General features: G+C 68.2%; 23 protein-coding genes. 17 read left to right on the top strand and 6 right to left on the bottom strand.

The window, feature by feature from the left end; all coding sequences use genetic code 11:
• Positions 1 to 106 precede the first annotated feature (106 nt).
• From AC2JAJ_RS18590 to AC2JAJ_RS18550, 9 genes are all read left to right on the top strand, one after another.
• Positions 107 to 1495 carry a sigma 54-interacting transcriptional regulator gene (locus AC2JAJ_RS18590; protein WP_221385685.1) on the top strand — a complete coding sequence of 463 codons (1389 nt, stop codon included), beginning with the start codon at positions 107 to 109 and terminating at the stop codon, positions 1493 to 1495.
• 14 nt (positions 1496 to 1509) lie between these two features.
• On the top strand, positions 1510 to 3510 hold the full coding sequence (locus AC2JAJ_RS18585) for a VWA domain-containing protein (protein WP_501053245.1): 2001 nt from the start codon (positions 1510 to 1512) through the stop codon (positions 3508 to 3510).
• 84 nt (positions 3511 to 3594) lie between these two features.
• Positions 3595 to 4203, top strand: coding sequence for a dihydrofolate reductase family protein (locus AC2JAJ_RS18580; protein ID WP_473697339.1), 609 nt, complete (start codon positions 3595 to 3597; stop codon positions 4201 to 4203).
• 241 nt (positions 4204 to 4444) lie between these two features.
• Entirely contained in the window at positions 4445 to 6319 is a 1875-nt protein-coding gene (ribA, locus tag AC2JAJ_RS18575; RefSeq protein WP_501053244.1) for a GTP cyclohydrolase II RibA, read from the top strand.
• A gap of 66 nt (positions 6320 to 6385) precedes the next feature.
• Positions 6386 to 7324: a 5'-3' exonuclease gene (locus AC2JAJ_RS18570; protein ID WP_486414915.1), complete on the top strand. Its 939-nt coding sequence runs from the start codon at positions 6386 to 6388 to the stop codon at positions 7322 to 7324.
• A gap of 224 nt (positions 7325 to 7548) precedes the next feature.
• The gene (locus tag AC2JAJ_RS18565; protein ID WP_501053243.1) at positions 7549 to 7851 is read left to right on the top strand and encodes a hypothetical protein; all 303 of its coding nucleotides are present in this window, start codon (positions 7549 to 7551) and stop codon (positions 7849 to 7851) included.
• Positions 7841 to 8431: a hypothetical protein gene (locus AC2JAJ_RS18560; RefSeq protein ID WP_501053242.1), complete on the top strand. Its 591-nt coding sequence runs from the start codon at positions 7841 to 7843 to the stop codon at positions 8429 to 8431. Before AC2JAJ_RS18565 ends, AC2JAJ_RS18560 begins: the two co-directional genes overlap by 11 nt.
• A 40-nt stretch (positions 8432 to 8471) precedes the next feature.
• On the top strand, positions 8472 to 11081 hold the full coding sequence (gene hrpB / locus AC2JAJ_RS18555; RefSeq protein WP_501053241.1) for an ATP-dependent helicase HrpB: 2610 nt from the start codon (positions 8472 to 8474) through the stop codon (positions 11079 to 11081).
• Positions 11082 to 11235: 154 nt separating this feature from the next.
• The gene (locus AC2JAJ_RS18550; RefSeq protein WP_486414917.1) at positions 11236 to 11385 is read left to right on the top strand and encodes a hypothetical protein; all 150 of its coding nucleotides are present in this window, start codon (positions 11236 to 11238) and stop codon (positions 11383 to 11385) included.
• Here AC2JAJ_RS18550 and AC2JAJ_RS18545 read toward each other — a convergent pair.
• Entirely contained in the window at positions 11382 to 12350 is a 969-nt protein-coding gene (locus tag AC2JAJ_RS18545; protein WP_486414918.1) for an IS481 family transposase, read from the bottom strand. The two genes, AC2JAJ_RS18550 and AC2JAJ_RS18545, sit on opposite strands and share 4 nt — an antisense overlap.
• A gap of 384 nt (positions 12351 to 12734) precedes the next feature.
• On the opposite strand from AC2JAJ_RS18545, the gene AC2JAJ_RS18540 reads away from it, so the two are divergent.
• On the top strand, positions 12735 to 13838 hold the full coding sequence (locus AC2JAJ_RS18540) for an IS110 family RNA-guided transposase (protein WP_486414919.1): 1104 nt from the start codon (positions 12735 to 12737) through the stop codon (positions 13836 to 13838).
• Positions 13839 to 14154: 316 nt separating this feature from the next.
• On the opposite strand, the gene AC2JAJ_RS18535 is transcribed toward AC2JAJ_RS18540, so the two are convergent.
• The 3 genes from AC2JAJ_RS18535 to AC2JAJ_RS18525 all read right to left on the bottom strand — a co-directional run bounded on the left by AC2JAJ_RS18535 (position 14155) and on the right by AC2JAJ_RS18525 (position 18263).
• Positions 14155 to 15123 (bottom strand): IS481 family transposase, encoded by a 969-nt coding sequence (locus AC2JAJ_RS18535; protein WP_486414920.1) that lies wholly within the window; start codon positions 15121 to 15123, stop codon positions 14155 to 14157.
• A 125-nt stretch (positions 15124 to 15248) separates the two neighbouring features.
• Entirely contained in the window at positions 15249 to 17402 is a 2154-nt protein-coding gene (locus tag AC2JAJ_RS18530; RefSeq protein ID WP_486414921.1) for an amylo-alpha-1,6-glucosidase, read from the bottom strand.
• 183 nt (positions 17403 to 17585) lie between these two features.
• Positions 17586 to 18263, bottom strand: coding sequence for an alpha/beta hydrolase family protein (locus AC2JAJ_RS18525; protein ID WP_486414922.1), 678 nt, complete (start codon positions 18261 to 18263; stop codon positions 17586 to 17588).
• A 78-nt stretch (positions 18264 to 18341) separates the two neighbouring features.
• Here AC2JAJ_RS18525 and ligD point away from each other — a divergent pair, with 78 nt between their 5' ends.
• On the top strand, positions 18342 to 19364 hold the full coding sequence (gene ligD, locus AC2JAJ_RS18520; RefSeq protein WP_473697330.1) for a non-homologous end-joining DNA ligase: 1023 nt from the start codon (positions 18342 to 18344) through the stop codon (positions 19362 to 19364).
• A 124-nt stretch (positions 19365 to 19488) separates the two neighbouring features.
• On the opposite strand, the gene AC2JAJ_RS18515 is transcribed toward ligD, so the two are convergent.
• The gene (locus AC2JAJ_RS18515) at positions 19489 to 20109 is read right to left on the bottom strand and encodes an L-threonylcarbamoyladenylate synthase (RefSeq protein WP_486414923.1); all 621 of its coding nucleotides are present in this window, start codon (positions 20107 to 20109) and stop codon (positions 19489 to 19491) included.
• Between the two features lie 133 nt (positions 20110 to 20242).
• Here AC2JAJ_RS18515 and AC2JAJ_RS18510 point away from each other — a divergent pair, with 133 nt between their 5' ends.
• The 6 genes from AC2JAJ_RS18510 to AC2JAJ_RS18485 all read left to right on the top strand — a co-directional run bounded on the left by AC2JAJ_RS18510 (position 20243) and on the right by AC2JAJ_RS18485 (position 24298).
• Positions 20243 to 20677 (top strand): VOC family protein, encoded by a 435-nt coding sequence (locus tag AC2JAJ_RS18510; RefSeq protein ID WP_486414924.1) that lies wholly within the window; start codon positions 20243 to 20245, stop codon positions 20675 to 20677.
• 110 nt (positions 20678 to 20787) lie between these two features.
• Positions 20788 to 21492 carry a hypothetical protein gene (locus tag AC2JAJ_RS18505; RefSeq protein WP_501053240.1) on the top strand — a complete coding sequence of 235 codons (705 nt, stop codon included), beginning with the start codon at positions 20788 to 20790 and terminating at the stop codon, positions 21490 to 21492.
• A 19-nt stretch (positions 21493 to 21511) separates the two neighbouring features.
• The gene (locus AC2JAJ_RS18500) at positions 21512 to 22018 is read left to right on the top strand and encodes an HAD domain-containing protein (RefSeq protein ID WP_486414926.1); all 507 of its coding nucleotides are present in this window, start codon (positions 21512 to 21514) and stop codon (positions 22016 to 22018) included.
• 153 nt (positions 22019 to 22171) lie between these two features.
• Positions 22172 to 23461, top strand: a complete 1290-nt coding sequence (locus tag AC2JAJ_RS18495) for an inorganic phosphate transporter (RefSeq protein ID WP_486414927.1) — start codon at positions 22172 to 22174, stop codon at positions 23459 to 23461.
• Complete coding sequence (locus AC2JAJ_RS18490) at positions 23458 to 23679, top strand: hypothetical protein (RefSeq protein ID WP_486414928.1); 222 nt, start codon at positions 23458 to 23460, stop codon at positions 23677 to 23679. Before AC2JAJ_RS18495 ends, AC2JAJ_RS18490 begins: the two co-directional genes overlap by 4 nt.
• Positions 23680 to 23737: 58 nt before the next feature.
• Positions 23738 to 24298 (top strand): dihydrofolate reductase family protein, encoded by a 561-nt coding sequence (locus tag AC2JAJ_RS18485; protein ID WP_486414929.1) that lies wholly within the window; start codon positions 23738 to 23740, stop codon positions 24296 to 24298.
• A 27-nt stretch (positions 24299 to 24325) separates the two neighbouring features.
• Here AC2JAJ_RS18485 and AC2JAJ_RS18480 read toward each other — a convergent pair whose 3' ends face one another.
• A complete protein-coding gene (locus tag AC2JAJ_RS18480) occupies positions 24326 to 24790 on the bottom strand; it encodes a hotdog fold thioesterase (RefSeq protein ID WP_221385667.1) in 465 nt (154 codons plus the stop codon).
• Positions 24791 to 24972 lie beyond the last annotated feature (182 nt).

The raw sequence follows: 24972 nt of genomic DNA, 5'->3' as shown, positions 1-24972 counted from the left end.
TGCCGAGCTTGCGAGGCGTGGGGAGCGGCGAAGCGGTAGCCGCGAGGGGGCCGGGAATCTGGAGGAATCTATCGATTAGCCGCAGGACGGGGATTACCGTTGAGGGGTGACTGATCGCCCCGAGATCTATACCGCCGGTGAACTGCGTGCAGCAGGGTACGTCCACAAGGACCTGCGCCACGAAATCCGGGACAACCTCCTCGCCGCCCTCGCCGCAGGCCGCGACCCATGGCCGGGCCTGTACGGGTTCAGCCGGACCGTCATCCCCCAGCTGGAGCGTGCCCTGATTGCCGGGCACGACGTCGTCCTGCTGGGCGAGCGCGGCCAGGGCAAGACCCGCCTGCTCCGCACCCTCGCCGGGCTGCTGGACGAGTGGTCGCCGGTGATCGAGGATTCGGAGCTGAACGAGCACCCCTTCGACCCCATCACGGAGCAGTCCCGGGCCCGGGCCCTGACGGAGGGGGACCGGCTGCGCGTTGCGTGGCGCCACCGGTCGGAGCGGTACGTCGAGAAACTCGCAACGCCGGACACGTCCGTGGCAGACCTCATCGGCGACGTGGACCCCATGCGCGTGGCCGAGGGCCGCCGGCTGGGGGACCCGGAGACCATCCATTACGGCCTGGTGCCGCGCTCCAACCGCGGCATCATCGCCATCAACGAGCTCCCGGACCTCGCCGAACGCATCCAGGTGGCCATGCTGAACGTCATGGAGGAGAGGGACATCCAGATCCGCGGCTACGTCCTGCGGCTGCCGCTTGACGTGCTCGTCGTCGCGTCCGCCAACCCGGAGGACTACACCAACCGCGGCCGCATCATCACGCCGTTGAAGGACCGGTTCGGCGCCGAAATCCGTACGCACTACCCGATCGAACTCGAGGACGAAGTGGCGGTGATCCGGCAGGAGGGCCGGCTCGTGGCCGACGTTCCGCCCGTCATTCTGGAGATCCTGGCCCGCTATACCCGGGCACTGCGGCAGTCCCCGGCCATCAACCAGACCTCCGGGGTTTCGGCGCGCTTCGCCATCGCGGGCGCCGAAACCGTGGCTGCCGCGGCCCTGCGCCGGGCGCGCATCCGGGGAGAGGCGGAGGCCGTGGCGCGCATCATCGACCTGGAGCCGGCGGTGGAAGTGCTGGGCGGCAAGATCGAGTTCGAATCCGGCGAGGAAGGGCGTGAACAGGGGGTCCTGGACCACCTCCTGCGCACTGCCACCGCCGAGGCCGTCAGGGCCCATTTCCAGGGGCTGGACATGGGCCCGCTGGTGGCGGCGCTGGACGGGCACCGGACGGTCACCACCGGCGAACAGGTCACCGCCCAGGAATTCCTGGACAACCTCCCGTCCCTGAACGGCTCCGGCCTCTACGACGAAATCAGCCGCCGCCTCGGTGCGGCGAACGACGGACAGCGGGCTGCCGCCGTCGAACTCGCCCTGGAAGGGCTCTACCTCGGCCGGCGGATCTCGAAGGAATCCGACGACGAGGAAACGATCTACGGCTAGGCACAGGAGGCACCATGGCCATCCACAAGCGGTCCGCGAAGTACGGCCGGTACACCGGTGGCCCGGACCCGCTCGCGCCACCCGTTGACCTGGCCGAGGCACTGGACGCCGTCGCGGAGGATGTGATGGCCGGATACTCGCCGCGGCACGCCCTCCAGGAATTCCTGCGGCGCGGCGGCCGGAACCGGGACGGGCTGGACGACCTCGCACGCCGCGTCCAGCAGCGGCGGCGCGAACTGCTGGGCCGCCACCGCCTGGACGGCACATTGGACGAGGTCCGGAAGCTGCTGGACACGGCCGTGCTGGAGGAACGCAAGCAGCTGGCCCGCGACGCCATGATGGACAACACCGACCGCGCCTTCCGGGAGATGCAGCTCCAGAACCTGCCTCCGTCAACAGCGGCGGCCGTCAACGAGCTGTCCTCCTACGACTGGCAGTCCAGCACCGCACGGGAGGCGTACGACAAGATCAAGGACCTGCTGGGCCAGGAGGTCCTTGAGCAGCGGTTCGCCGGCATGAAGCAGGCCCTGGAAAGTGCCACCGACGAGGACCGCGAAGCAGTCAACGCCATGCTCAAGGACCTCAACGGGCTGCTGGGCAAACACCGCCGCGGCGAAGACACGGAGGCCGACTTCCGGGAGTTCATGGCCAGGCACGGCCACTTCTTCCCCGAAAACCCGCAGTCGGTCGAGGAACTGGTGGACGCCCTCGCCCGGCGTGCCGCGGCAGCCCAGCGGCTCCTGCAGTCCATGTCTGCCGAGCAGCGTGATGAACTGATGCGGCTGTCCGCCCAGGCCTTCGGCTCGCCCGAACTGATGGCCCAGCTCAGCGAACTCGACGCCACGCTGCAGGCACTGCGCCCGGGCGAGGACTGGACGGGGTCGGAGCGTTTCGAAGGGCAGGAAGGACTCGGCCTGGGGGACGGCACCGGCGTGCTCCAGGACCTGGCCGAGCTTGATGAACTGTCCGAGCAGCTCTCGCAGTCCTACAACGGATCCCGGCTCGATGACCTGGACCTGGACGCACTCGCCCGGCAGCTCGGCGAGAACGCAGCCGTCAGCGCCCGTACCCTGGCGGAGATCGAGCGGGCCATGCAGGACGGCGGCTACCTGCGCCGCGGGGCCGACGGCGACCTCCGGCTCTCACCCCAGGCGATGCGGCGGCTGGGGAAATCGCTGCTCCGGGACACTGCGAAGCAGCTGTCCGGCCGGCAGGGGAACCGGGACACCCGGACGGCAGGGGCAGCCGGCGAACAAACCGGTTCCAGCCGGCAATGGGAGTTCGGTGACGCCGAGCCCTGGGACGTCACCCGCACCATGACCAACGCCATCCGCCGGACCATGGCCGACGGCGGCAACCCCGCCCACGGACTGCGCCTCGCCGTCGGGGACATCGAGGTGGCGGAAACCGAAGCCCGGACGCAAGCCGCCGTCGCCCTGCTGGTTGACGTGTCCTTCTCCATGGCCGCCGAAGGACGGTGGGTGCCCATGAAACGCACCGCCCTCGCCCTGCACCACCTCATCTCCACGCGCTTCCGCGGGGACCGGCTCCAGCTGATTACGTTCGGCCGCTACGCCCAGTCGATGGACATCGGCGAGCTCACGGCCCTGCCCGCACTGCGGGAACAGGGCACCAACCTGCACCACGGCTTGCTGCTGGCGGGCCGGTTCTTCCGCCGGCATCCGTCCATGCAGCCGGTGCTCCTGGTGGTGACCGACGGCGAACCCACCGCGCACCTGCTGCCGGACGGTGACTCCTGGTTCAACTGGCCTCCGGACGCTGAGACCATCCGGGCCACCGTTGCCGAACTGGACCGGCTGGGCCGGGCGGGCGCCCAGACCACGTTCTTCCGGCTCGGCAACGGCCCGGGCCTGGAGCGGTTCATCCAGCGGATGGCGCGGCGGGTGGACGGCCGCGTCGTGGCGCCCGAAGTGGGCGACCTTGGCGCCGCGGTGGTGGGGGAGTACCTGCGCGCCCACGTCCGGAGCACGTACGCCGACGGCGACTGGTTCTGAGCGGCCGGTCCCTGCCGGGCGGGCCGCGCCGGCGGCGTCATGCACCCCTTGATCACCCTGCCGGCCCGGAATAGCATGTCCGGCATGGGCCAGCTGATGGTGGATCTGATCGTCACCCTGGACGGATGCGCTTCCGGGGAGGGATGGCCGGGCTGGTGGGGCCTGGAGGGACCGGAATACCTGGCCTGGCTCCAGCAGGAGGCGGAAAAGAACTACACCTTCCTGCTGGGAGCCAACACCTACCGCCTGATGTCGGGGATGTCGCAGGAGGCCTCCGCCGGCGGCGGGGAGTTCTCGGCGGATGAGGGAGCGGCCCTGACGGGCCTGGCGGCCGTGCCCAAGGTGGTCTTTTCCTCCACGCTCAAAGCTCCGCTCGCCTGGCCGAACTCCGAATTGGTGGCGGGAGACGCCGTCGGGGCCGTACGGGAAATGAAACGTGCAGCCTCCGGCCCCCTCAGCACCATGGGCAGCTTGAGCCTCGGCCGCTCCCTGCTGGCAGCCGGCCTCGTGGACCGGTTCCGCCTGGTTGTCTTTCCCCTGATCACTGGCCGTACCGGGAGTGAACGGATCTACGACGGCTATCCGGACGTCGCCCTGGAGATGGTGGAGAGCAGGACGTTCGACCGGGGCCTGCAGCTCCTCGAATACATCCCCCGCGTCATCGACGGTCCGCCCGGCAGCAACGCGCTGTAACGCCGGCGCCTAGGGATTCGGCGTGACGGTGTCCCCGTCCCGCAGCACCACCACCTCCGTCCCGGGTGCGGGACGGCTGCGGCCATGTCCGGCCGCTGTGGTTGGACCACTTGGAAGTATTCGGCAGCGCTGCCGGGCCGTCAAAGTCGGGTGACATACGGACGAGAAATACTTGAAGCTTGAACCAAGTGGCGGTAGCGTTACTTCAATCTTCAACTATTTACGATATCGAGGCCTGCCCATGACCGCCGTTGCCCATTCCGCACCGCTCCCCGCCGCACTGCCCAGGGCTACGATCCGCAGTCGGGTCAGCGTACCGCTCCGTTTTCCCGACGGCTACCGCACTTCCGCCGACGTCATGACGTTCCATGGCATGGTGGACGGGAATGAACATCTGCTCCTGGCGCTCGGCCCTTGGGAGCAGGCACTGCTGGACGGGGCAGGGGCGCCGCTGGCCAGGCTTCACAGTGAGTGCCTGACCGGCGACGTTTTCGGCAGCGAGCGCTGCGACTGCGGGCCGCAACTCCGCGAGGCCGTGGAACGCATCGCAACCGCCGGAGGCTTCCTCCTCTACCTCCGGCAGGAAGGCCGCGGGATCGGCCTCTACCCGAAGCTCGATGCCTACGCGCTGCAGGACCAGGGGCTGGACACGTACGATGCCAACCTCGCCCTGGGCCATGGTGAGGATGAGCGCGATTACGCGGCAGCGGCACAGATGCTTGAAGCCCTCGGCGCCGCCTCCGTCCGGCTCCTCACCAACAACCCGGACAAGGCCGCCCAGTTGGCGGCGCTGGGCATCGGCATCAGCGAAGCGATCCCCACCGGCGTCCACCTTTCCGAGGCCAATTCCCGGTACCTCGCCGCCAAGCGGGACCGTACCGGGCATACGTTGGAGCTCGGCCCGGGCGCCGGCCTGCCCGCAGAAAAACCCGGTGCCGGAACTGTTCGCAAGGACATCCAGGCGCCGGGCCGCGCCGGCATGCTCGCCCGCGCCGAGGCCCTGGTGCCCCGTCTGCGCGCCAGGGCTGAGGGCGCTGAACGGCTTCGCCGGCTGCCCGAACCGACAGTGCGGGAACTGGAAGACGCCGGAGTCTTCCGCCTGCTGGCGCCACAGGGTGTCGGCGGCTATGGACTCGGCGCGGGGACGTACGGCGAAGTCATCCGGCGCTTGGCGAGGGGGTGCGCTTCGACAGCGTGGACTGCCGGGCACCTGGCCGAGCACGCCTGGATGCTGGCCCGCTGGCCCCGGAAGGTACAAGACGAAGTCTTTGCCGGCGGCCGGGTGCCGCTCGCCGCCGCCACCAGCGCCCCCATGGGCACGGCCAGGAGGGTTGACGGCGGTTACAAGATATCCGGCCACTGGAGCTTCGCCTCCGGCGTTATGCACTCACGATGGGCGCTGCTGGCCGTGCAGGAGGCCGGTGTCCGGCTGCAGGCCCTTGTTCCGCTGGACGACCTGGAACTGCTGGACGCCTGGCACACCGACGGGCTGCGGGGAACGGGCAGCAATGACCTCCGCACGGACGGACTGTTCGTCCCGGGGTACCGGGTCGTGGACTGGGCCCTGCTCACTGGTCCCGGCAATCCGGGAAGCCTCATCCATCCGGATCCGCTGATCCACTCACCCATGACCACCCTGCTGAACCTCGTTGCCCCGGCCGTGGCACTCGGTTCCGCCGAGTACGCCCTGGAACTGTACCGGGACCAGCTGCTGGCAATGAAGACCAGGAAGGGCGCTGAGGTCCGGCATGCTGATTCGCCCCTGGCACAGGCCCGCTACGCCAGGGCTTCTGGGCTCGCTGCCACCGCTCGGCTGCACTGGGAGTCGGCACTGTCCCTGCTGGCGCAGGGCGGTCCGGGGGAGCCCGGGCTGCCGGAAGACCGCCGGGCCGCCTTCCGGCTCTCGCTCGCCTTCAGCGCGGAGGCCTCGCAGGACGTCGTCCGGCTGGCAGTGGCCGGTTCGGGCGGCAGCATCCACCGGTTATCACACCCCCTCCAGCGGATTCAGCGTGACGTGGGCGTGCTGCTGAACCATCCCACCCTCGGCATTGACCCGATCCTGGAACAGGCCGGAAGGGGCATGCTGGGCCTGGGAATTACGGTCCCGTCCTTTTAGGCCTGGCGCATTGGGGCGAGGATGCCCGCTGCTGACCTTCGGCGCGTTTCCGTGTCAGGATCAGGTATGCCCCAGCGCCTGATGCTGCTCGACACCGCCTCGCTGTACTTCCGCGCCTTCTACGGGCTGCCTGACAGCATCCGGCGCCCGGACGGCACGCCGGTCAACGCCGTCCGCGGACTGCTGGACATGATTGCCAGGCTCACCACCGACTATCCGGCCACGGACCTCGTGGCGTGCTGGGACGATGACTGGCGCCCCCAGTGGCGGGTTGACCTTCTTCCCACCTACAAGGCGCACCGGGTGGCGGAAGTGGTACCGGATGCCCCGGATGTCGAGGTGGTCCCCGAGGGCCTCCAGGCGCAACTGCCCTTGATCCGCCACGTGCTGGAGCTCGCCGGCATCGCGGTCGTCGGAGCGCCGGGGTATGAGGCCGACGACGTGGTGGGTACCTATGCCAGCACTGCGGCCTGTCCGGTGGACGTGGTCACCGGGGACCGCGACCTCTTCCAGGTGTGCGACGACGGACGCCGGGTCAGGGTGATCTACATCGCCCGCGGAATGAGGAACCTCGAAGTCATCACCGAGGAGGCCGTGGTGGCCAAGTACCGGGTCCTGCCCCAGCAGTACGCTGACTATGCCACCCTGCGCGGTGACGCCTCCGACGGCTTGCCCGGCGTGGCTGGAATCGGCGAGAAGACCGCAGCGTCACTCTTGCTGAAGCACGGCACCCTCGAAGCTCTGCTGGAAGCTGCGGAAAAGCCCGACGGCGGCGTGTCCGGCCCCGTCCGGGCCAGGCTCTCCGCGGCGGCCAAGTACCTTGAAGCAGCCCCCGCCGTCGTCCGGCTGGTACGGAACCTGGAGCTGCCCACCCTGGACGAGGCGGGTGCCAGGCTGCGCCCCGTGACCGGTGACCGGCGCTCGCAGCTTGAGCAGCTGGCCACCGACTGGAACCTGGGCGGATCGGTGCGGCGCATCCTGGCTGCGCTGGACCTGAGGGAGTAGATGCCCGCTCCCCGCAGGTTTCGCGAATGCGAGCCCCTCGCCCCGGGCCGCCGCTGCTCTTCTGTGGCGATACGCCGGTACTTCGGCAGCGGAATGGCTGCTGCAGCCCCCCAGCCTGACCCAGCCTGCGTGGCGCACACCTTGCGCCAGATCCTTTAGGTAGTAAGCTTGCTGAGCATTACTAGTAAGCTTGCTGATGAGTTCGGACGATGGGAGCAGGAGCCATGGGCGCAATACTCGGTACGGCCCTTTCGCTGACGCTGACGATAACCGGCGCGGCGGTGGCCGCAGGGGGCGGCCCGGCAGCCGCCAGAAACCATCTGGCCGGCCACGTGCTCCTGGGCGTGGGCATCGGATTGTTGATCGCCACCGCACTCCGCCTCGCCGCGCGCGGCGTGATCGCCCGGATTCCCGCACCCGGACCGGAGCCTGAGGCCAGGCCCGCCCCCGCAGGCCCGACCGTCGTGACCCTCCTGCCGGCCCGCCCGGCGCCCGTGGCTCCGCTGCGGGGCAGGCATGCCGCTTAAGGACGTCCCGCAGACCGCCCAAGGGGCCAGCGCCGCCGAAGGTGCCGCAGCTCCTGTGGCACACCGCAACCCTGCAGCCCGCGCGGGCATCCTCCTCTGCGTCGCCACCCTTGCAGCCGCCCTGGTGGCCGGTGCGGCGGCGGTCCGGCCGCCGGACGCCGACGCCACTATGCTGCGCGGCTTCCAGGTCCGCGTGCTGAGCATCAGCCAGGCGGTGGCTGAGAACCGGACGGACGGCGCCCTGGCGGCTTTGCAGGGCCTGGAAAAGGACCTTAATGATGCCGCCGCAACGGGCCGGCTTTCAGCCGCACGGTACCGCGGCATCTCTTCCGCCCTGGAGGCAGTCAGGGCCGACCTCGCCACACAGGTGGCGGCTGCAGCCCCGGTGGCGGAGGCGGGCGCACCAGCTCCCGCCCAGGCAGACACCTCACCGCAGGAGCCCCAACCGCAGGAGGCCGCCGTTCCCGCCGTCGCGCCCGCTCCTGCCCAGGCGCCCGCTGAATCAGCGGACCCCGGTTCTTCCCTCCCGGGCAAGGCCAGGGAGGACAAAGGCAAGGGCAGGGGCCAGGGCAAGCCCTGACGCAAGCGGAAAAGTCGGCGGTTGCGGGCACAATGGACCGATGACTCCTCCTGCCCGCCCCGCCCTCGAAGACGCCTTCGATCTCGAAGCCATCGGCAGCGGGCTGGCCTTTGCCGGTTCCCTGTCCGCCCTGGCGGACGCCCTGCGGCGCGGCACGGTTCCCGGCGCAGCCGTGGTGCAGGCGCCGCCCGGCACGGGCAAGACCACCCTTGTTCCGCCGTTGCTCGCCAACGTCCTTGGCCGCACCGGGCGCGTCGTCGTCACCCAGCCTCGGCGCGTCGCCGCCCGGGCCGCCGCCCGCCGCCTCTCAGCCCTGGACGGCAGCGGGCCCGCCGGCCGGGTGGGCTACACGGTGCGCGGCGAACGCCACGCCGGTACCGGAACCCGCGTCGAGTTCGTCACACCGGGCATCCTGCTGCACCGCCTGCTGGCAGATCCAGGCCTCGACGGGACGGCCGCCGTCGTCCTGGACGAAGTGCACGAACGCGGCCTGGAAACCGACCTCCTCATCGGCATGCTCGCCGAGGTCCGGCAGCTGCGCGGGGACCTCGCCGTCGTGGCCATGTCCGCCACCCTGGACGCCCCGCGGTTCGCCGCCCTGCTGGGTGATCCCGACGGCGCGACACCGGCGCCTGTGGTCGACTGCCCTTCCGTGCTCCACCCGTTGGAGGTGGCGTGGCGCCCGGCGCCAGGGCCGCGCCTCGATGACCGGGGCGTGACGCCGATGTTCCTGGACCATGTGGCCGCCACCGCCGCCGAAGCCCACGCCCGCGCCCTGGCCTCCGACGCTGCCATCGACGCGCTGGTGTTCCTGCCGGGCGCCAGGGAGGTGGGCCAGGCAGCCGCAGCGCTGCGGTCCCGGCTGCCCTCCGGCGTGGACGTGCTCGAACTGCACGGGCAGGTGGGCGCGGCCGAACAGGACCGGGCGGTATCCGGCCGCGGCCCCGGGGACTGTCCGCGGATCATCGTCTCAACTGACCTCGCCGAGTCCTCGCTGACGGTGCCCGGCGTCCGGCTGGTCATCGACTCCGGGTTGACCAGGGAGCCGCGCCGCGATGCCGCCCGCGGAATGAGCGGACTGGTCACGGTGTCCTGCTCCCGGGCGTCCGCGGACCAGCGCGCGGGCCGGGCGGCACGGCAGGGACCCGGCAAGGCCATCAGGTGCTACAGCCAGCAGGCCTATGGCGCGGCTCCCGCCCACGTGACCCCGGAAATCACCGTTTCGGACCTCACGGGTGCCGCCCTGGTCCTTGCCTGCTGGGGTTCACCCGGCGGTGGCGGGCTGGCCCTCCCGGATCCGCCGCCCCGCCAGGCCATGGCGGATGCCGTCGAGGTCCTCCGGGAACTGGGCGCCGTGTCCGGCGACGGCCACGTCACCGCAACGGGACGGACCCTCGCCGCCATCCCGGCCGACCCGCGGTTGGCCCGTGCGCTGCTCGACGGCGCGGCGTCCGTGGGAGCGGAATTGGCGGCCGACGCCGTGGCCGCCCTCTCGGGTGACCACCGCGCACCGGGAGCCGACCTGCCCCGCCTCCTGGCCCAGCTCCGTGCAGACAAGGGTCCCGCAGGCGCCCGCTGGGCCCGGGAAGCGCGGCGCTTCGCCGCACTTGCCGGGCGGCAACGCCGCGGTCCTGTCCCTTCGGCTGCGTCCGGCGGCGCGGAGGCGGTGGGGGCCGTCGTCGCCCTCGCCTTCCCAGACCGGGTGGCACGGCGGGTGCCCGGCAGCCGCGAACAATACCTGCTCTCCTCCGGAACCCGCGCCGGCCTGCCCGCCGGCAGCACCCTCTCCGGGCACGAATGGCTGGCCGTTGCCGAAGTGGCGCGGGCGGGCGGCCGGGACGCGGCAGGAACCGGGGCCGTCATCCGGGCCGCGGCTCCCCTGGCGGAAGGCACGGCGGAGTCCGCCGCGTCCCATCTTCTGGCCGACACCGTGGAAGCACAGTTCAGCGACGGCAGGGTCACGGCGCGCAGGATCAAACGGCTGGGCGGCATCGTGCTTTCCGCAACGCCTGTCCGGCCCACCGCGGAGCAGGGCAGGGCGGCAGTGGGTGCCGCTTTGCAGTCGGCGGGGCTTGAAGTCCTGCCGTGGTCGACGGCGGCGGCAGGCTTCCGCCGCAGGCTGGGGTTCCTGCGCCGCGAGCTGGGCGATCCGTGGCCGGACGTTTCCGACCGCGCCTTGCTCGAGCGGCTGGAGGAGTGGCTCGGGCCCGAGCTGGAGCGGTTGGCGGGGGGAGCGGCGGTCAGTTCGATTGACCTCGCCGAGCCGCTGCGCCGCCTGCTGCCGTGGCCCGAGGCGTCCAGGCTCGACCAGCTGGCCCCGGAGTGGCTGGACGTCCCCAGCGGTTCACGGGTCCGGATCGACTATCCGGAGCTGTCCGGCGACGGCGGCGCACCTGTGGTGGCCGTAAAGCTCCAGGAGTGTTTCGGGCTGGCTGAGTCGCCGCGGCTGGTGGAGGGGCGCGTTCCCGTGCTGTTCCACCTGTTGTCCCCGGCGCGCCGGCCGCTCGCCGTGACCGATGACCTGACGTCCTTCTGGTCGGGTCCGTATGCGCAGGTCCGGGCCGAGATGCGGGGCCGCTACCCCAAACATCCCTGGCCGGAGGATCCTTGGACCGCGCCCGCCACCGCACGGGCGAAGCCGCGCAGGTAACGCCGGTTCCGGGCAGCGTGCCGGCCGCCAAACCGGCACGTGAAAACTCCGATACACGGCCGAAACCTTGCGTCGACCTGTTGAAACAACTCCTGTCTAGGCTCTTTCCTACGTGGACGGCGTTGTCCATACACCCTCTCGGAAGGACCGAACCATGTTTCTCTTGAACACCCTGAACCTGTTGCTCGACGGCCGCCGCGCGGAAGACGGACGCGCCCAGGAAGACGCTGCCCGGGACGCTTTCCCCGCCGGACAGCTGACGTCGGCCGCCTGGGAGGGCTGGTGGCACGAAGAGGCCGCCTAGATGTATTGACCTGAGAGGTTGGTGACGCGGCTGGCCGGTGGCTGACCGTTGAGTGAGGTGTGGCCTCGATGATGATTGTAATGATGGAGCCAGTCGGCGAAAGCGGCAACACGCTCGGCCTCTGAGGCGTAGGGACGGGCGTAGGCCCATTCGTCGAGCATGGTGCGGTTGTAGCGCTCGACTTTGCCGTTTGTCTGAGGCCTGTAGGGTCGGGTGCGTTTGTGCTTGATGTCCGGGCCCAGAGCGTCTTTGAATGCGTAGGAGCGGTAGCAGGATCCGTTATCGGTCAGGACCCGTTTGACAGTGATCCCGTGGGACTCGAAGTAGGCATTGGCGCGTTCCCAGAATCCGGCCGCAGTGTCCTTTTTCTCATCGGTCAGGATCTCCGTGTAGGCGAGCCTGGAGTGATCATCGACGGCGTTGTGCAAGAAGGCGTGACCCGGTCTCCGGTTTGCCGCGGTACCGGTCTTGTTCCGGTTTCCGGCGGCCCTGCCGACACTGCGGTGTCCGCCGCCGTCAGGGATCCGTCCAAGTTTCTTGATGTCGACGTGGACCAGGTCCCCGGGGCTGTGGTGCTCGTACCGGCGAATCACCCGGCCCGTGGCCCGGTCCATCCACGCCAGCCTCGCCAGCCCAAACCGGGACAGCACCCGGTGCACCGTGGAGGGGTGAATGCCCAGCAGATAGCCGATCCGTGCCGGGCCCCAGCGCCGGTTGACTCTGATCGCGACGATCCGCCGCTCCCGCCGCGTGGAGGTCCGACGCGGGGAGTTGATGGGCCGGCTGGAGCGATCACCCATCCCGTGCTCCCCGTGCTCCCGGTAACGGGCCGCCCACCGCGCTGCGGTCGTCACGGACACCTGGAACCGCTCAGCAGCACGGCGCAGCGGCCACCCGTCATCGACGATGCACCGGGCCAGCCGGAGCCGTCCCTTCGGCGTCAGAAGCGCGTTAGCATGGGACATTGAAGACCTCCTTGTGGATCGGACTCTTAGACAAGCCCCACTCCACTTGGAGGTCTTCTTTTTGTCACCTAACCACGCCGCATGTTCCTAACCTCCGTGGTCAATACACCTAGACGATATGGGTGAAGGAGGGGCGCCGGTGGTCGGGCCCCTTCTGAAGGCCATTTTCGCCGCTCCGGACCCGGGGAGCGCCCTGTTCGATAGGGCTGACTTAAGGGGGTTCGGCGCTCCAGCTCCTTTGCCGGCGCTGATGGCCTCTATCAGAAGGGCCCCTCGGGGACTGTGTTCCAGAAGGCTGGAACCTCCTTTTCAAAGCAAGACGTGGGTTGCCTGCCACACTTGGCGGACAGGTAGAGCCACATTTGAAATTCGGAGGTTCCAGCTATGTTCGAGCGTACAAGCGTTGGCCTGGATGTCCATGCCCGAACTGTCGTAGCCTGCGCCTTGGACGGTCAGACCGGCGAGGTTTTCCGGCAACGTCTGACGCCTGACCGGGAGGAGATTCTTGCTTGGATCATCTCGCTGCCTTCGCCGGCGAAGGTTGTTTACGAGGCGGGTCCGACAGGTTTCGGGTTAGCCAGATTCCTGCTTTCCGCCGGGATCGATACGGTTGTCGCGGCTCCATCGAAGCTTCAGCGCCCGTCCGGCGACCGGGTAAAGACCGATGCCAAGGATGCCCTGCATCTGGCCCGGTTGCTCAAACTCGGCCAGATCACCGCGGTCCAGGTTCCCTCGGTGGAACAGGAAGCAGCCCGGGATCTGGTCCGTTCCCGTGAGGATGTCCGCGGGGACCTGATGCGCTGCCGGCACCGGATCTCCAAGCTCTTGTTGCGTCAGGGCATCGTGTATTCCGGCGGGCAGGCCTGGACTGGCACCCACGACCTATGGCTGGCCCGCCAGCACTTCGATTCTCCCGCGCGGCAACTGACCTATGAGTCCTCCCTTGAGGCGATGCATGAGATCTCTGACCGCCGTGACCGTCTCGATCGGGCGATCACATCAATGGCCTATGCAAGCGAATACACCCCCGTTGTCCGGTCGCTGCAGTGCCTGCGCGGGATCTCCACGCTGACTGCGTTTGGTCTTGCCGTGGAGATCGGTGAATGGGACAGGTTCACCGGTTCAACGATTGGCGCCTATCTGGGCCTGGTCCCTACCGAGCATTCCTCTGGGGCGTCCCGGTCCCAGGGCTCAATCACGAAAACTGGAAATGGACATGCCCGCCGGCTTCTCGTCGAAGCGGCCTGGCACCACCGCAGGCCATACAACATTCCGTCCCGGCTCATGCGGTCGCGGTGGGAAGAAGCCAGCTCCGAGGCGAGAACGCGTGGCCACGCCGGGAACCGGCGCCTGCACGAACGTTGGATGACTTACCTGGAACGCCGCAAACGCCCCGTTGTTGCCAACGTCGCCATCGCCCGCGAGCTCGCCGGCTGGTGCTGGTCCCTGGCAACGGGAGGCCCGGCAACCCGGCAAACACCCGCCTGATTTTCCGTCCCTTCGAGGGGCCGGAAACAAGTCGGGGAAAGGCAAGTGGCCAAAGGTTCATGCAGCGCGTGGAGATAACCCGCGGTACAGCTATGGGCAACCCTCCAGGTCACGCCCGACGTCCTAGACCAGCGGTAACCTCCAGCCGAACACATCGTCCTGCGGTAACCAACCCGCGCATATCAGTCTGACCGCGCCGTCGCCAACGACACGCTAACCACCGCGCCACTGCCTCCCTCCGACTAACAAAAGGAAGCCAGTCCCGGGCCCGCACCCGGGACTGGCTTCCCCATGCCTTGACAACGGAATCTACATATCAGCTGTATTGACCTGAGAGGTTGGTGACGCGGCTGGCCGGTGGCTGACCGTTGAGTGAGGTGTGGCCTCGATGATGATTGTAATGATGGAGCCAGTCGGCGAAAGCGGCAACACGCTCGGCCTCTGAGGCGTAGGGACGGGCGTAGGCCCATTCGTCGAGCATGGTGCGGTTGTAGCGCTCGACTTTGCCGTTTGTCTGAGGCCTGTAGGGTCGGGTGCGTTTGTGCTTGATGTCCGGGCCCAGAGCGTCTTTGAATGCGTAGGAGCGGTAGCAGGATCCGTTATCGGTCAGGACCCGTTTGACAGTGATCCCGTGGGACTCGAAGTAGGCATTGGCGCGTTCCCAGAATCCGGCCGCAGTGTCCTTTTTCTCATCGGTCAGGATCTCCGTGTAGGCGAGCCTGGAGTGATCATCGACGGCGTTGTGCAAGAAGGCGTGACCCGGTCTCCGGTTCGCCGCGGTACCGGTCTTGTTCCGGTTTCCGGCGGCCCTGCCGACACTGCGGTGTCCGCCGCCGTCAGGGATCCGTCCAAGTTTCTTGATGTCGACGTGGACCAGGTCCCCGGGGCTGTGGTGCTCGTACCGGCGAATCACCCGGCCCGTGGCCCGGTCCATCCACGCCAGCCTCGCCAGCCCAAACCGGGACAGCACCCGGTGCACCGTGGAGGGGTGAATGCCCAGCAGATAGCCGATCCGTGCCGGGCCCCAGCGCCGGTTGACTCTGATCGCGACGATCCGCCGCTCCCGCCGCGTGGAGGTCCGACGCGGGGAGTTGATGGGCCGGCTGGAGCGATCACCCATCCCGTGCTCCCCGTGCTCCCGGTAACGGGCCGCCCACCGCGCTGCGGTCGTCACGGACACCTGGAACCGCTCAGCAGCACGGCGCAGCGGCCACCCGTCATCGACGATGCACCGGGCCAGCCGGAGCCGTCCCTTCGGCGTCAGAAGCGCGTTAGCATGGGACATTGAAGACCTCCTTGTGGATCGGACTCTTAGACAAGCCCCACTCCACTTGGAGGTCTTCTTTTTGTCACCTAACCACGCCGCATGTTCCTAACCTCCGTGGTCAATACACCTAGCGGCCCCCGGCCTCAGTGCAGCAGCCCGGTTTCCGCCATGAGCTCCGTCAGCCACGGCCGGTGTTCACGGTGGAACGTGATTCCCTCCGGCAGTCCCTGGACGGTGGGTTCAGACCCGACAATGTCAATGGTCATCCGGCTTCCCGCGATCGGCGCGTTGGTCAGGTGTACGTCGCCGTAGGATTCCGGCAGCACGGGATCCATCCAGAAACCACCGCGGGACACGTGCGCGTCATACCGCATGAGGCTGGTGATCAGCATGATCGGGGTGGTGGCAGCCCAGGCCTGCGGCGAACAAGCGGTGGGATAGGGCACGGGCTCCGCAACCTGCTCCCGGCTGAAACCGCAAAAGAGCTCCGGCAGCCGGCCGTTGGAAAAATCGGCGGCCTCCAGCAGGGCAGTGGAGATCCGCTGTGCCTCCTCGACGAAGCCGTAGCGCAGCAGGCCCGCCGCAATGATGGCATTGTCGTGGGGCCAGACTGAACCGTTGTGGTAACTGGCCGGGTTGTAGGCGCCCATGTCGGTGCCGAGGGTCCGGACGCCCCAGCCGCTGAACATCTCCGGCGACAGCAGCCGCTCCGCAACCGCGGGCGCCTTGTCGTCGTCGACGATGCCATGCCACAGGCATTGCCCCATGTTGGAGGCGCAGGCATCGACCGGCCTCTTGTCGCGGTCCAGGGCGACGGCGAAATACCCCCTCTCCGGCAGCCAGAATTCCTCGTTGAACTTCTTCTTCAGCCGCCCTGCCTCATCGGTGAGCTGCGCAGCCAGCGGTGCGTCCCCGGCGTCGTACGCCATCCACGCGCGGGACAGCAGCGCGCTGTAGACCAAAGCCTGTACCTCGCAAAGCGCAATCGGCGGCTCGGCTATGGTTCCGTCGGCGAAATTGATGCCGTCCCAGGAATCCTTCCAGCCCTGGTTGATCAGGCCCTGGTTGTTCAGGCGTGAGTACTCGACGAACCCGTCCCCGTCCTTGTCGCCAAACTCCCGGACCCAGTCCAGGGCCCGGTCGGCGTGGGGGAGCAGGGCAGCGATGGTGTCCTTGGCGAACCCCCAGCGGCTGACGGACCCGAGGGCCATGACGAACTGTGGAGTGGCGTCCACGCTGCCGTAATACACCGATTTCCCGCCCAGGGCCAGGCCGCTGGAGACGCCGAGCCGGACTTCGTGCAGGATCTTACCGGGTTCCTCCTCGCTCATTGGGTCGACCACTTTGCCCTGCCGGTCAGCCAGGGTCTGCAGCGTGCCCAGCGCCAGGGAAGGATCCACGGGGAGGGCCATTTCCGAGGCCCAGAGCGAATCGCGGCCGAACAGGGTCATGAACCATGGCGCGCCTGCGGCCACCACGATCCGCTCCGGATGGGCAGGATCCTGGATGCGGAGCGCACCCAGGTCGTCATAGCTGCGCCGCAGTGTCCTTTCGATCGAGCGGTTGCCCATGTGGAGTTTGGGGATCTTCGCCACCCATTCCTTCCGGCGGCGGTCGCTGGGAGACATGTCGGGTGCAATGGGATGGCGGTGCTCCGGGGCCGTGGCCGGTTGATCACCGCTGACCGGGATCACGCTCAGGTGCGTGCTCCACTGCCCGTGCGCCGGGACCAGCGCCTGGTACGTCAGGACGTCGGGGGTGGAGGCGGCGCCCTCCCCGTGCACGACCACCCGTTTGAGGACATCGTGCCAGACGGCGCTGATGGTCAATGAGTCGCCGTCGTGGCTGCGGGATTCCTCCCAGGTTCTTTGGACCCGGGCCTCTTTCACCTCAAAGAGATCGGCGAAGTCGGACTCAGCCCGGACCGACACAGTGCATTCGGCGGGCTGTGAGGAATAGTTCCGGATGGTGACCCCCTCCAGGACCCCGGCGGCAACCTCCCGCAGGCGTTCCACCACCAGCGGGCTGTCAGCGTATCCGTCCGAACGGGGGACCCGGCCGATGAACAGGGCACGGTATGGCTCCTTCACCTCCGCCGCCAGCGGCTCGAGCGCCATGCCGTTGACCCTCAAGTCCCAGCGGGAGAGGATGCGGGTGTCTTCATGGAAGACGCCGTGGGGATGGTCGGGACGGATATCCCCGTTGGCCAGGGAAATGCAGAAGCACGAACCCTCCACGAGCGTGATGTTTCCGGCTCCGACAGGGCCGGCAGCAGTGTCGGCATTCCAACCAGCCATCCCCGTTCCTCCATCTCCTTGGATGTTTCCGCGGCCAGCGGGTCCGGGGTGGGGGAAGCGCCACGGTATCCCGCTCAATCAACGCTACGCCGTTGGCCGCCGCGGTGTAAGGGTGCCGGACTCCCGGCAGCCCGGCCGTTGCCGGGAATCAGGCGGCCACGGCAGGTCAACCGTTCCGGGCGCTCAGCCCCCGGCCCCGATGAACCGCGCCACCGTACCGGCCAGCGAGACGCCGGTTTCCTCCGCGGACCGTTTTTGCCCCGCCACCGCAAAGGAATGGTCGCCGCCTTCCACCCACTCCAGCACGGCGGACGGGCCAATCCGGGAGACAACGTCCGCGAGGATCTCCGGGGTGGCGAACGGGTCCCTGGTTCCCTGCAGGAACAGCATGGGCACGGTGATCCCGTACAGGTGTTCGTCACGGAGCTTCTCCGGCTTCCCGGGCGGGTGGAGGGGGTAGCCGAGGTACACCAGCCCTGCGGCTTCCATTCCTTCCGCCACGGCCATGGACGCCATCCTGCCGCCAAAGGATTTGCCTGCCGCCCACAGCGGCCCGTTGTCGCCATGGGCGGCGGCCTGCGCAGCGGCGGCGGCCATCGCGGCGCGCCAGGTGGCAACCGCCAGCGGTGGCCGGTCGGGGAATTTGCGTCCCGCTTCCCGGTAGGGGAAGTTGAAACGGAGGGTGGCCACGCCGAGGTCATTAAGGGCGTCCGTGAATCCCCGCATGAACGGGTGCTCCATGCCGGCCCCTGCCCCGTGGGCGAGCACCAGGGTTGCCCCGGGCTGGTCGGGACGCGCGTAGACGGCGGTCACCGCGGAGTCGCCGACGGTGACGGAGAGCTGCTGTTCGAGTGCGGGCATGGGTCCATCATGCCGGAGTGCCCGCCATTCGGCGGCCCGTTCACCGGCCGGTCCCATCGCTGGGTGTACGTTGTCCCCATGGCGAGTGAACAGACCACCATCACGGTGCCGGGCCCGCACGGGGACCGCGAGATGCGCATTTCCAGTCCCAGCCGCGTCCTCTGGCCGGAGCCCGGCATCACCAAGCTGGACCTGGTCAACTACATCTGCGCGGTGGGGGAGGCATTCATCGCCGCGAACGGGGACCGTCCCGTGGCGCTGCAGCGGTTTTCCGGCAACATCGACGGTGAGCAGTTCTTTTCGAAGAACCCGCCCAAGGGCACCCCGGACTTCATCCGGTCCGTCAAGGTGGTGTACCCGAGTGCACGGTCCCACCCGCAGCTGGTCCTCGACGAGCCCGCGGCCGCTGTCTGGGCCGTGCAGATGAATACTGTGGTGTTCCATCCCTGGCCTTCACGGGCGGAAAACACGGACAACCCGGATCAGCTCCGGATCGACCTCGACCCCCAGCCAGGAACCGACTTCGCAGACGCCATCCCGGCGGCCCTGGTCCTGAAGGAAGTGCTCGCCGAAGCGGGCCTGACCACCTTCATCAAGACCTCCGGGAACCGCGGCCTGCACGTCTACGCGCCCATCGAGCCAGTCCGCGAGTTCCTGGATGTCCGGCACGCCGTCATCGCCGCTGCCCGGGAGGTGGAACGCCGCATCCCGGACAAGGTGACCACCGCCTGGTGGAAGGAGGAAAGGGGCAGGCGCGTGTTCCTGGACTTCAACCAGGCCAACCGGGACCGGACCATCGCCGGCGCCTACAGCCCCCGCGCCCTTGCCCACGCACCCGTTTCCTGCCCCCTCACCTGGGATGAACTGGAGCATGCCGACCCCAGGGACTTCACCATCCTCACCGTCCCGGAGCGGCTGAAGACCGTGGGCGATCCGTGGGCGGACTTCAGCGCCAAACCCGGCACCATTGACACCCTCCTCGGGTGGTGGGAACGCGACTGCAAGGCGGGCCTGGGCGAACTGCCCTTCCCGCCCGACTACCCCAAAATGCCCGGTGAACCGCCGCGGGTCCAACCCAGCAGGGCGCGCAAGCAGGACTGAACCTTGACGCCGTAAAGGGGCACTTTGGCACGGACACGCCGTCCGCCGTCGTAAGTTACGACGGCGGACGGCGGCAAAGTGCCCCACGATGGCCGGCGGTCCGCATGGCGGGCGGCCCGGCTGATTACTCGAAGCGGGACGGATCGCCCATGCCGCGGCGGACGACCTCGGCCACTCCACTAGAAAAGTCCACCACGGTGGTGGGCTCGGCCCCGCAGTCCCCGGCATCGATCACGGCGTCCACCTGGTGGTCCAGCCGCTCCTTGATGTCCCAGCCCACCGTCATCGGTTCCTCCTCGTCCGGCAGCAGCAGCGTGCTGGACAGCAGCGGTTCGCCCAGTTCGTCAAGCAACGCCTGCACCACCCGGTTGTTCGGAATGCGCACCCCCACGGTCTTCTTCTTGGGATGGAGCAGCCGCTTGGGCACCTCCTTGGTGGCGGGCAGGATAAAGGTGTAGCTGCCCGGCGTGACGGCTTTAATGCTGCGGAACACGTCGTTGCCGATATTCACGAACTGCCCCAGCTGCGCGAAGTCCCGGCAGACCAGCGTGAAGTGGTGCTTGTCGTCCAGGTGCCGGATGCTCCTGATCCGGTCCAGGGCCTCCCGGTTGCCCATCTGGGCGCCCAGGGCGTAGCAGGAGTCCGTGGGGTAGGCGATCAGGCCGCCGTCACGGATGATCTTCACTGCCTGCGCGATGGCGCGGGGCTGGGGGTCTTGGGGATGCACATCAAAGAATCGGGCCATCCCCTGAGCCTACGTTCCCTCCAGCTTTGCTGCATCAGGACTGGCCAGGGGAGTTTCCCCCTACCGGCCGCCGAAGGCATGGGGCAGGATGTTGTCTGCCCCAGTTCGCAGCCCATGTGAAGGAGATCCCGTCATGCCGACCATCCTTAACCCCTACCTGAGCTTCCGGGACAATGCCCGGGAAGCGATGAACTTCTACCAGTCCGTGTTCGGCGGCGAGCTCACCATGAGCACCTTCGGCGACTTCCAGGCCAGCGACGATCCCGCGGAGTCGGAAAAGATCATGCACGGCATGCTGACCACCACCAAGGGCATGGTGCTGATGGGGGCGGACACCCCCAACAACATGGAGTACCACCCGGGCTCAGCCATCTCCGTTTCCCTCAGCGGCGACGACGAAGTTGAGCTCCGGGGCTACTACGAAAAGCTCAGCGGCGACGGGGGAACGGTGACCGTTCCCATGGAGAAGGCACCGTGGGGCGACATCTTTGGCATGTGCACCGACCGGTTCGGCGTGGCCTGGCTGGTCAATGTCAGCAGCGGGCAGCCGGCGACAGCCGCGCCCTGACGGTCCACCAACCGGGGGCGGCCAATGCGCGCGCCAGCGTACTTTGGCAGCACTGCTGAAACCTGCCGCACAGCCTTGAGGCCACCGCGGCGGGCTGCGAGGATTAAGGGGTGAGGTCCATCCTGGAGTTCCTGGCGGACAAGTGGTGGCTGGTATTTCCGTTGAGTGCGCTTGCCGGCCGCTGGACGCACGGCTGGCGGCGTGCCGGCGAACGCCGGCACCAGCGCCGGGTCGAGCTGTACAAGCTCAAGAACGAAGCCCGGGTGGCGGAAGAGGCGTCCGTGGCGGGGGTGCAGTCCCTGATGGCGACCCACGACGCCACCAACCGCCGCTGGCTCGACTACGAGCTCGACGTCGGCAGGCTCATCGACTTCCCGATGATGACGGATGTGCGCGAACCGCTGACGGTGGCCTTCCTCCGCGCCAAAAGGGAAGCCGACGGCTTACGGCCGGCCTCTGCAGGGGACCTGGTGCAGGGACCTGGACTCGAAGCCTACCGGGAGGCGGTGAACAACTTCTCGCTGGCCCTCGACGTGGCGGAGCGGGAAGCCCGCCGCATCAAGGACAGCCGGTTCAGCGGACCGGAACGCCAACGGCTTGCCACCGCGCGGAAGCTGCTCATGATCGCCGAGAACGAGGCCGCAACCCCCGCCGAACGCCAGTCCGCCTACAAACGGGCCCGCCATGAGCTGGACGGCCTCATCGTCCTGCCGGACGTGACCCTCGCTGCCCTGGAAAAGAACATCGCACCCCAGCTGGACAGTGGACCCCGGCTTGACACAAGACCCCGGCCGCCGCAGCTCCACCAGGGCTGAAACCCCAGGCAGGCGCGGCGTGAAACGCACGCTCTACCTCGACGTCGACGGCGTCATCTGCCCCTTCGGTCCCACGGGACCCACTGCCTGGGGCTCCGCCTGGCGGCGGACTGACGCCGGCCTGTTGCCTGTCGCCTTCGCCGCCGAGCTGGTGGCGGGGCTGAACACGCTCGCCCGCACACCCGGGCTGCGGTGCGTCTGGCTCACCAGCTGGGAGGAACTTGCGCCGCAATACCTGTGCCCCGCCGTCGGCCTGGACGGAACCCGCTGGCCCTTCCTGGCCGCGGACGGCACGGCGGGCGGCAATGGCTGGTGGAAGCTGTCCGCCATCCAGGAGGACATCGAGGAAACGCGCCCCGACGCCGTGGCCTGGATCGATGACCAGCTGGCGTTCGAAGCCGAAGCACAGCACTGGGTGAGGTTCCTTGGCCGGCGGATCCTCACGGTCTCGCCGGATCCCAGGCACGGAATATCGCCCATTGAGCTGGCACGGGTGGCGGACTTCCTGGCTGGGCCGTTGTTTTGACCTCATGCCCCGGACGCGTACGATCGATAAGGTTTTACCGCCGGTCCGCCGCCACCGCAATCCATTCCCCAGCAAACAGTCGGTGAATTATGCTGTGCAAGGCAGCCTGGTAAGAGAAACTGCTGAACGTCGACTCTGCAGATTGGGCAACAGGTGGATATCACCTTCATGGTGGCGCTGGTCATCGCACTGGCACTATTTTTCGACTTCACGAACGGGTTCCACGACACCGCCAACGCCATGGCCACGCCCATCGCGACGGGTGCCATCAAGCCGAAAACGGCAGTGGCACTGGCAGCCGTACTGAACCTCGTGGGCGCCTTCCTGTCCACCGAGGTGGCCAAGACGGTGTCCGGCGGGATCATCCGTGAAGGGTCCGGCGGGGTGCAGATCACTCCGGACATCATCTTCGCCGGCTTGATGGGCGCCGTTCTCTGGAACATGATCACCTGGCTGAAAGGCCTGCCGTCCAGTTCGTCGCACGCCCTCTTCGGCGGCCTCATCGGTGCGGCCGTGGTCGGCGCGGGATTCAACTCCGTCAACCTGGAAACCTTGCTGCAGAAGGTCATCCTTCCCGCCGTGTTCGCCCCGCTGATCGCCGGGCTCGCCGCCTACGTCTGCACCCGCCTCGCGTACGCCCTCACGGCGCGCCACGATCCCGAGACGGGCTCCAAGCTCACCCAGAAGCGCGGCGGCTTCCGCACCGGCCAGATCTTCACCTCCAGCCTCGTGGCCCTCGCGCACGGAACCAATGACGCCCAGAAGACGATGGGCATCATCACGCTGGTCCTGATCGCCGCCGGAAGCCAGGCCCCCGGTTCCGGCCCCCAGCTGTGGGTCATTGCCGCCTGTGCCCTCGCGATCGCCATCGGCACCTACGCCGGCGGCTGGCGCATCATCCGCACCATGGGTTCGGGCCTGACCGAGGTCAAGCCCGCCCAGGGGTTCGCCGCCGAGACCAGTACCGCGTCCGCCATCCTCGCCTCCTCGCACCTTGGCTTCGCGCTGTCCACCACCCAGGTTGCCTCCGGCTCCGTCATCGGATCAGGCATGGGCCGCCGCGGTACCACCGTCCGCTGGGGCATGGTGGGCAAGATCGCGCTGGGCTGGCTGTTCACCCTGCCGGCGGCCGCCATCGTCGGCGCGCTGACGGCGCTGCTGGTGAAGACAGGTGTCGTGGGCGTGCTCATCGCCGCGATCGCCGGCAGCGGGGCCGTGCTCTTCATGTTCTTCTATTCGCGCAAGTCCGAAGTGAGCCACCAGAATGCGGTCGAGGTCGAGGAAGCGGGCCAGGCCGTCCGGTTTGCCAAGAAGAAGGCCATGGCACGCGCCCGGGCCAAAGCAAAAGCCAAGGCGGAGGCCGACGCCGCCGCCAACAACCCCAAGGCCGCCGCTGAAGCTCCCACAGCCGCCGCCAACAACCCCAAGGAGAGTCAGCGATGAAGTGGTTGGAGCTCCTGACCGTTGGCGGTGCCACGCTCGTCTCAGCCGCCGTAGTGGTGACCCTCTACTCGCTCGGCGTCCGGCTGACCGCCATCGCCGGTGATGCCGGCCAGCCATCACCCGGCACCAAGCGGTCCCTGGCCTACGCCTGCTTTGGCCTCTGCGGACTCGCCGTCCTGTTCGGGCTGTACCTGATCATCCCGTACTTCTCCAAGTAGCCCCGGGCAACTCCAGCCAGCGCTGGGCAGCGCGGGTGCGGTTGGCTAGGCTGGGCGCATGCCGCGCATCCAGTATTTCGTTGCAGCGTCCCTTGACGGCTTCATTGCCACACCCACGGACGACCTCGGCTGGCTCCTGCAGTTCGACGGGTTCGAAGGCGGAGCGGACAGCTACAACGCCTTCCTGGCCGGTGTGGGCTGCATCGTCATGGGCGGCGAAACCTATGCCTGGCTCATGCAGCATGAACCGGGCAGGTGGCCGTACATTGGCACGCCCAGCTACGTCTTCACCCGGCACGAACACCAGGCACCCGAGGGCGCCGACATCACCTTTGTCCGCGGGGACGTGGGCGAGTTCATTGGCGATCTGCAACGGGACGCCCAGGGCAGGAACATCTGGCTGGTGGGCGGCGGAAACCTCGCAGCCCAGTTCGCCGACGCCGGCCTCCTGGACGAGATCATCCTCTCGGTCATCCCCGTGGTGCTGGGGGACGGCAAGCGGTTGCTGCCATTGAAGGGCCCGACGCCGCCACTTGAGCTGGCCGCTTCCCGCACCCTGGGCAGGGGAGTGGTTGAGTTGCGGTACCTGCTGCCGGCAGGAACCGCGTCCCCGGACTGACGGGCGCCGGCGCAGGGCTGGCTGCGGTCAGCCGGCGTCGTCCCTGAGCATGTTCGTGATCCGGGCGGTGGAAAGCCGCCGTCCCTGGTCATCGGTCATGACGATCTCGTGGGTGGCCAGCGTCCGGCCGAGATGGACCGCTGTGCAGGTGCCCGTCACCAGGCCGGCGGTGATGGACCGGTGATGGGTGGCGTTGACTTCGATGCCCACGGCATGGCGTCCCGGGCCCGCATGCATGCCTGCCGAAAAGGAGCCGAGGGTCTCGGCCAGCACCACGTGCGCGCCCCCGTGCAGGATCCCGGCCACCTGCGTGTTGCCCTCCACCGGCATGGTGGCCACGCTCCGTTCCGGGCTCATTTCCAGGAAACGGATCCCCATTTTCACAACGAGGGCGCCGATGCCGAACCGGCCCAGCCAGTCGTGCAGGTGGTCCGGAATTCCGGCGGCTGCCAGCTCCCCGGCAAAGGGGCCCGGCGTGAAATTGTCAGTCATGCCAACTAGGCTGGCACCTGTGAGTGAAACAACCAAACCGGCCCCTTTCCCGTCCCAGGCAATCGAGGGGGAGGCCACGGCCCAGGACACGTCCTCCGCCCGCAGGCCCGCTGCCCGCGCCGCAAAGCCCGCTGATGTTCGGTCTGTTTCTGCTACCGAAGCGCCAGTCATTCCCATCACCG

The sequence above is a fragment of the Arthrobacter sp. MOO21 genome (assembly GCF_057369995.2).
Note: the sequence above shows the minus strand (reverse complement) of the source record. Positions and strands in the feature narration are given on the sequence as shown.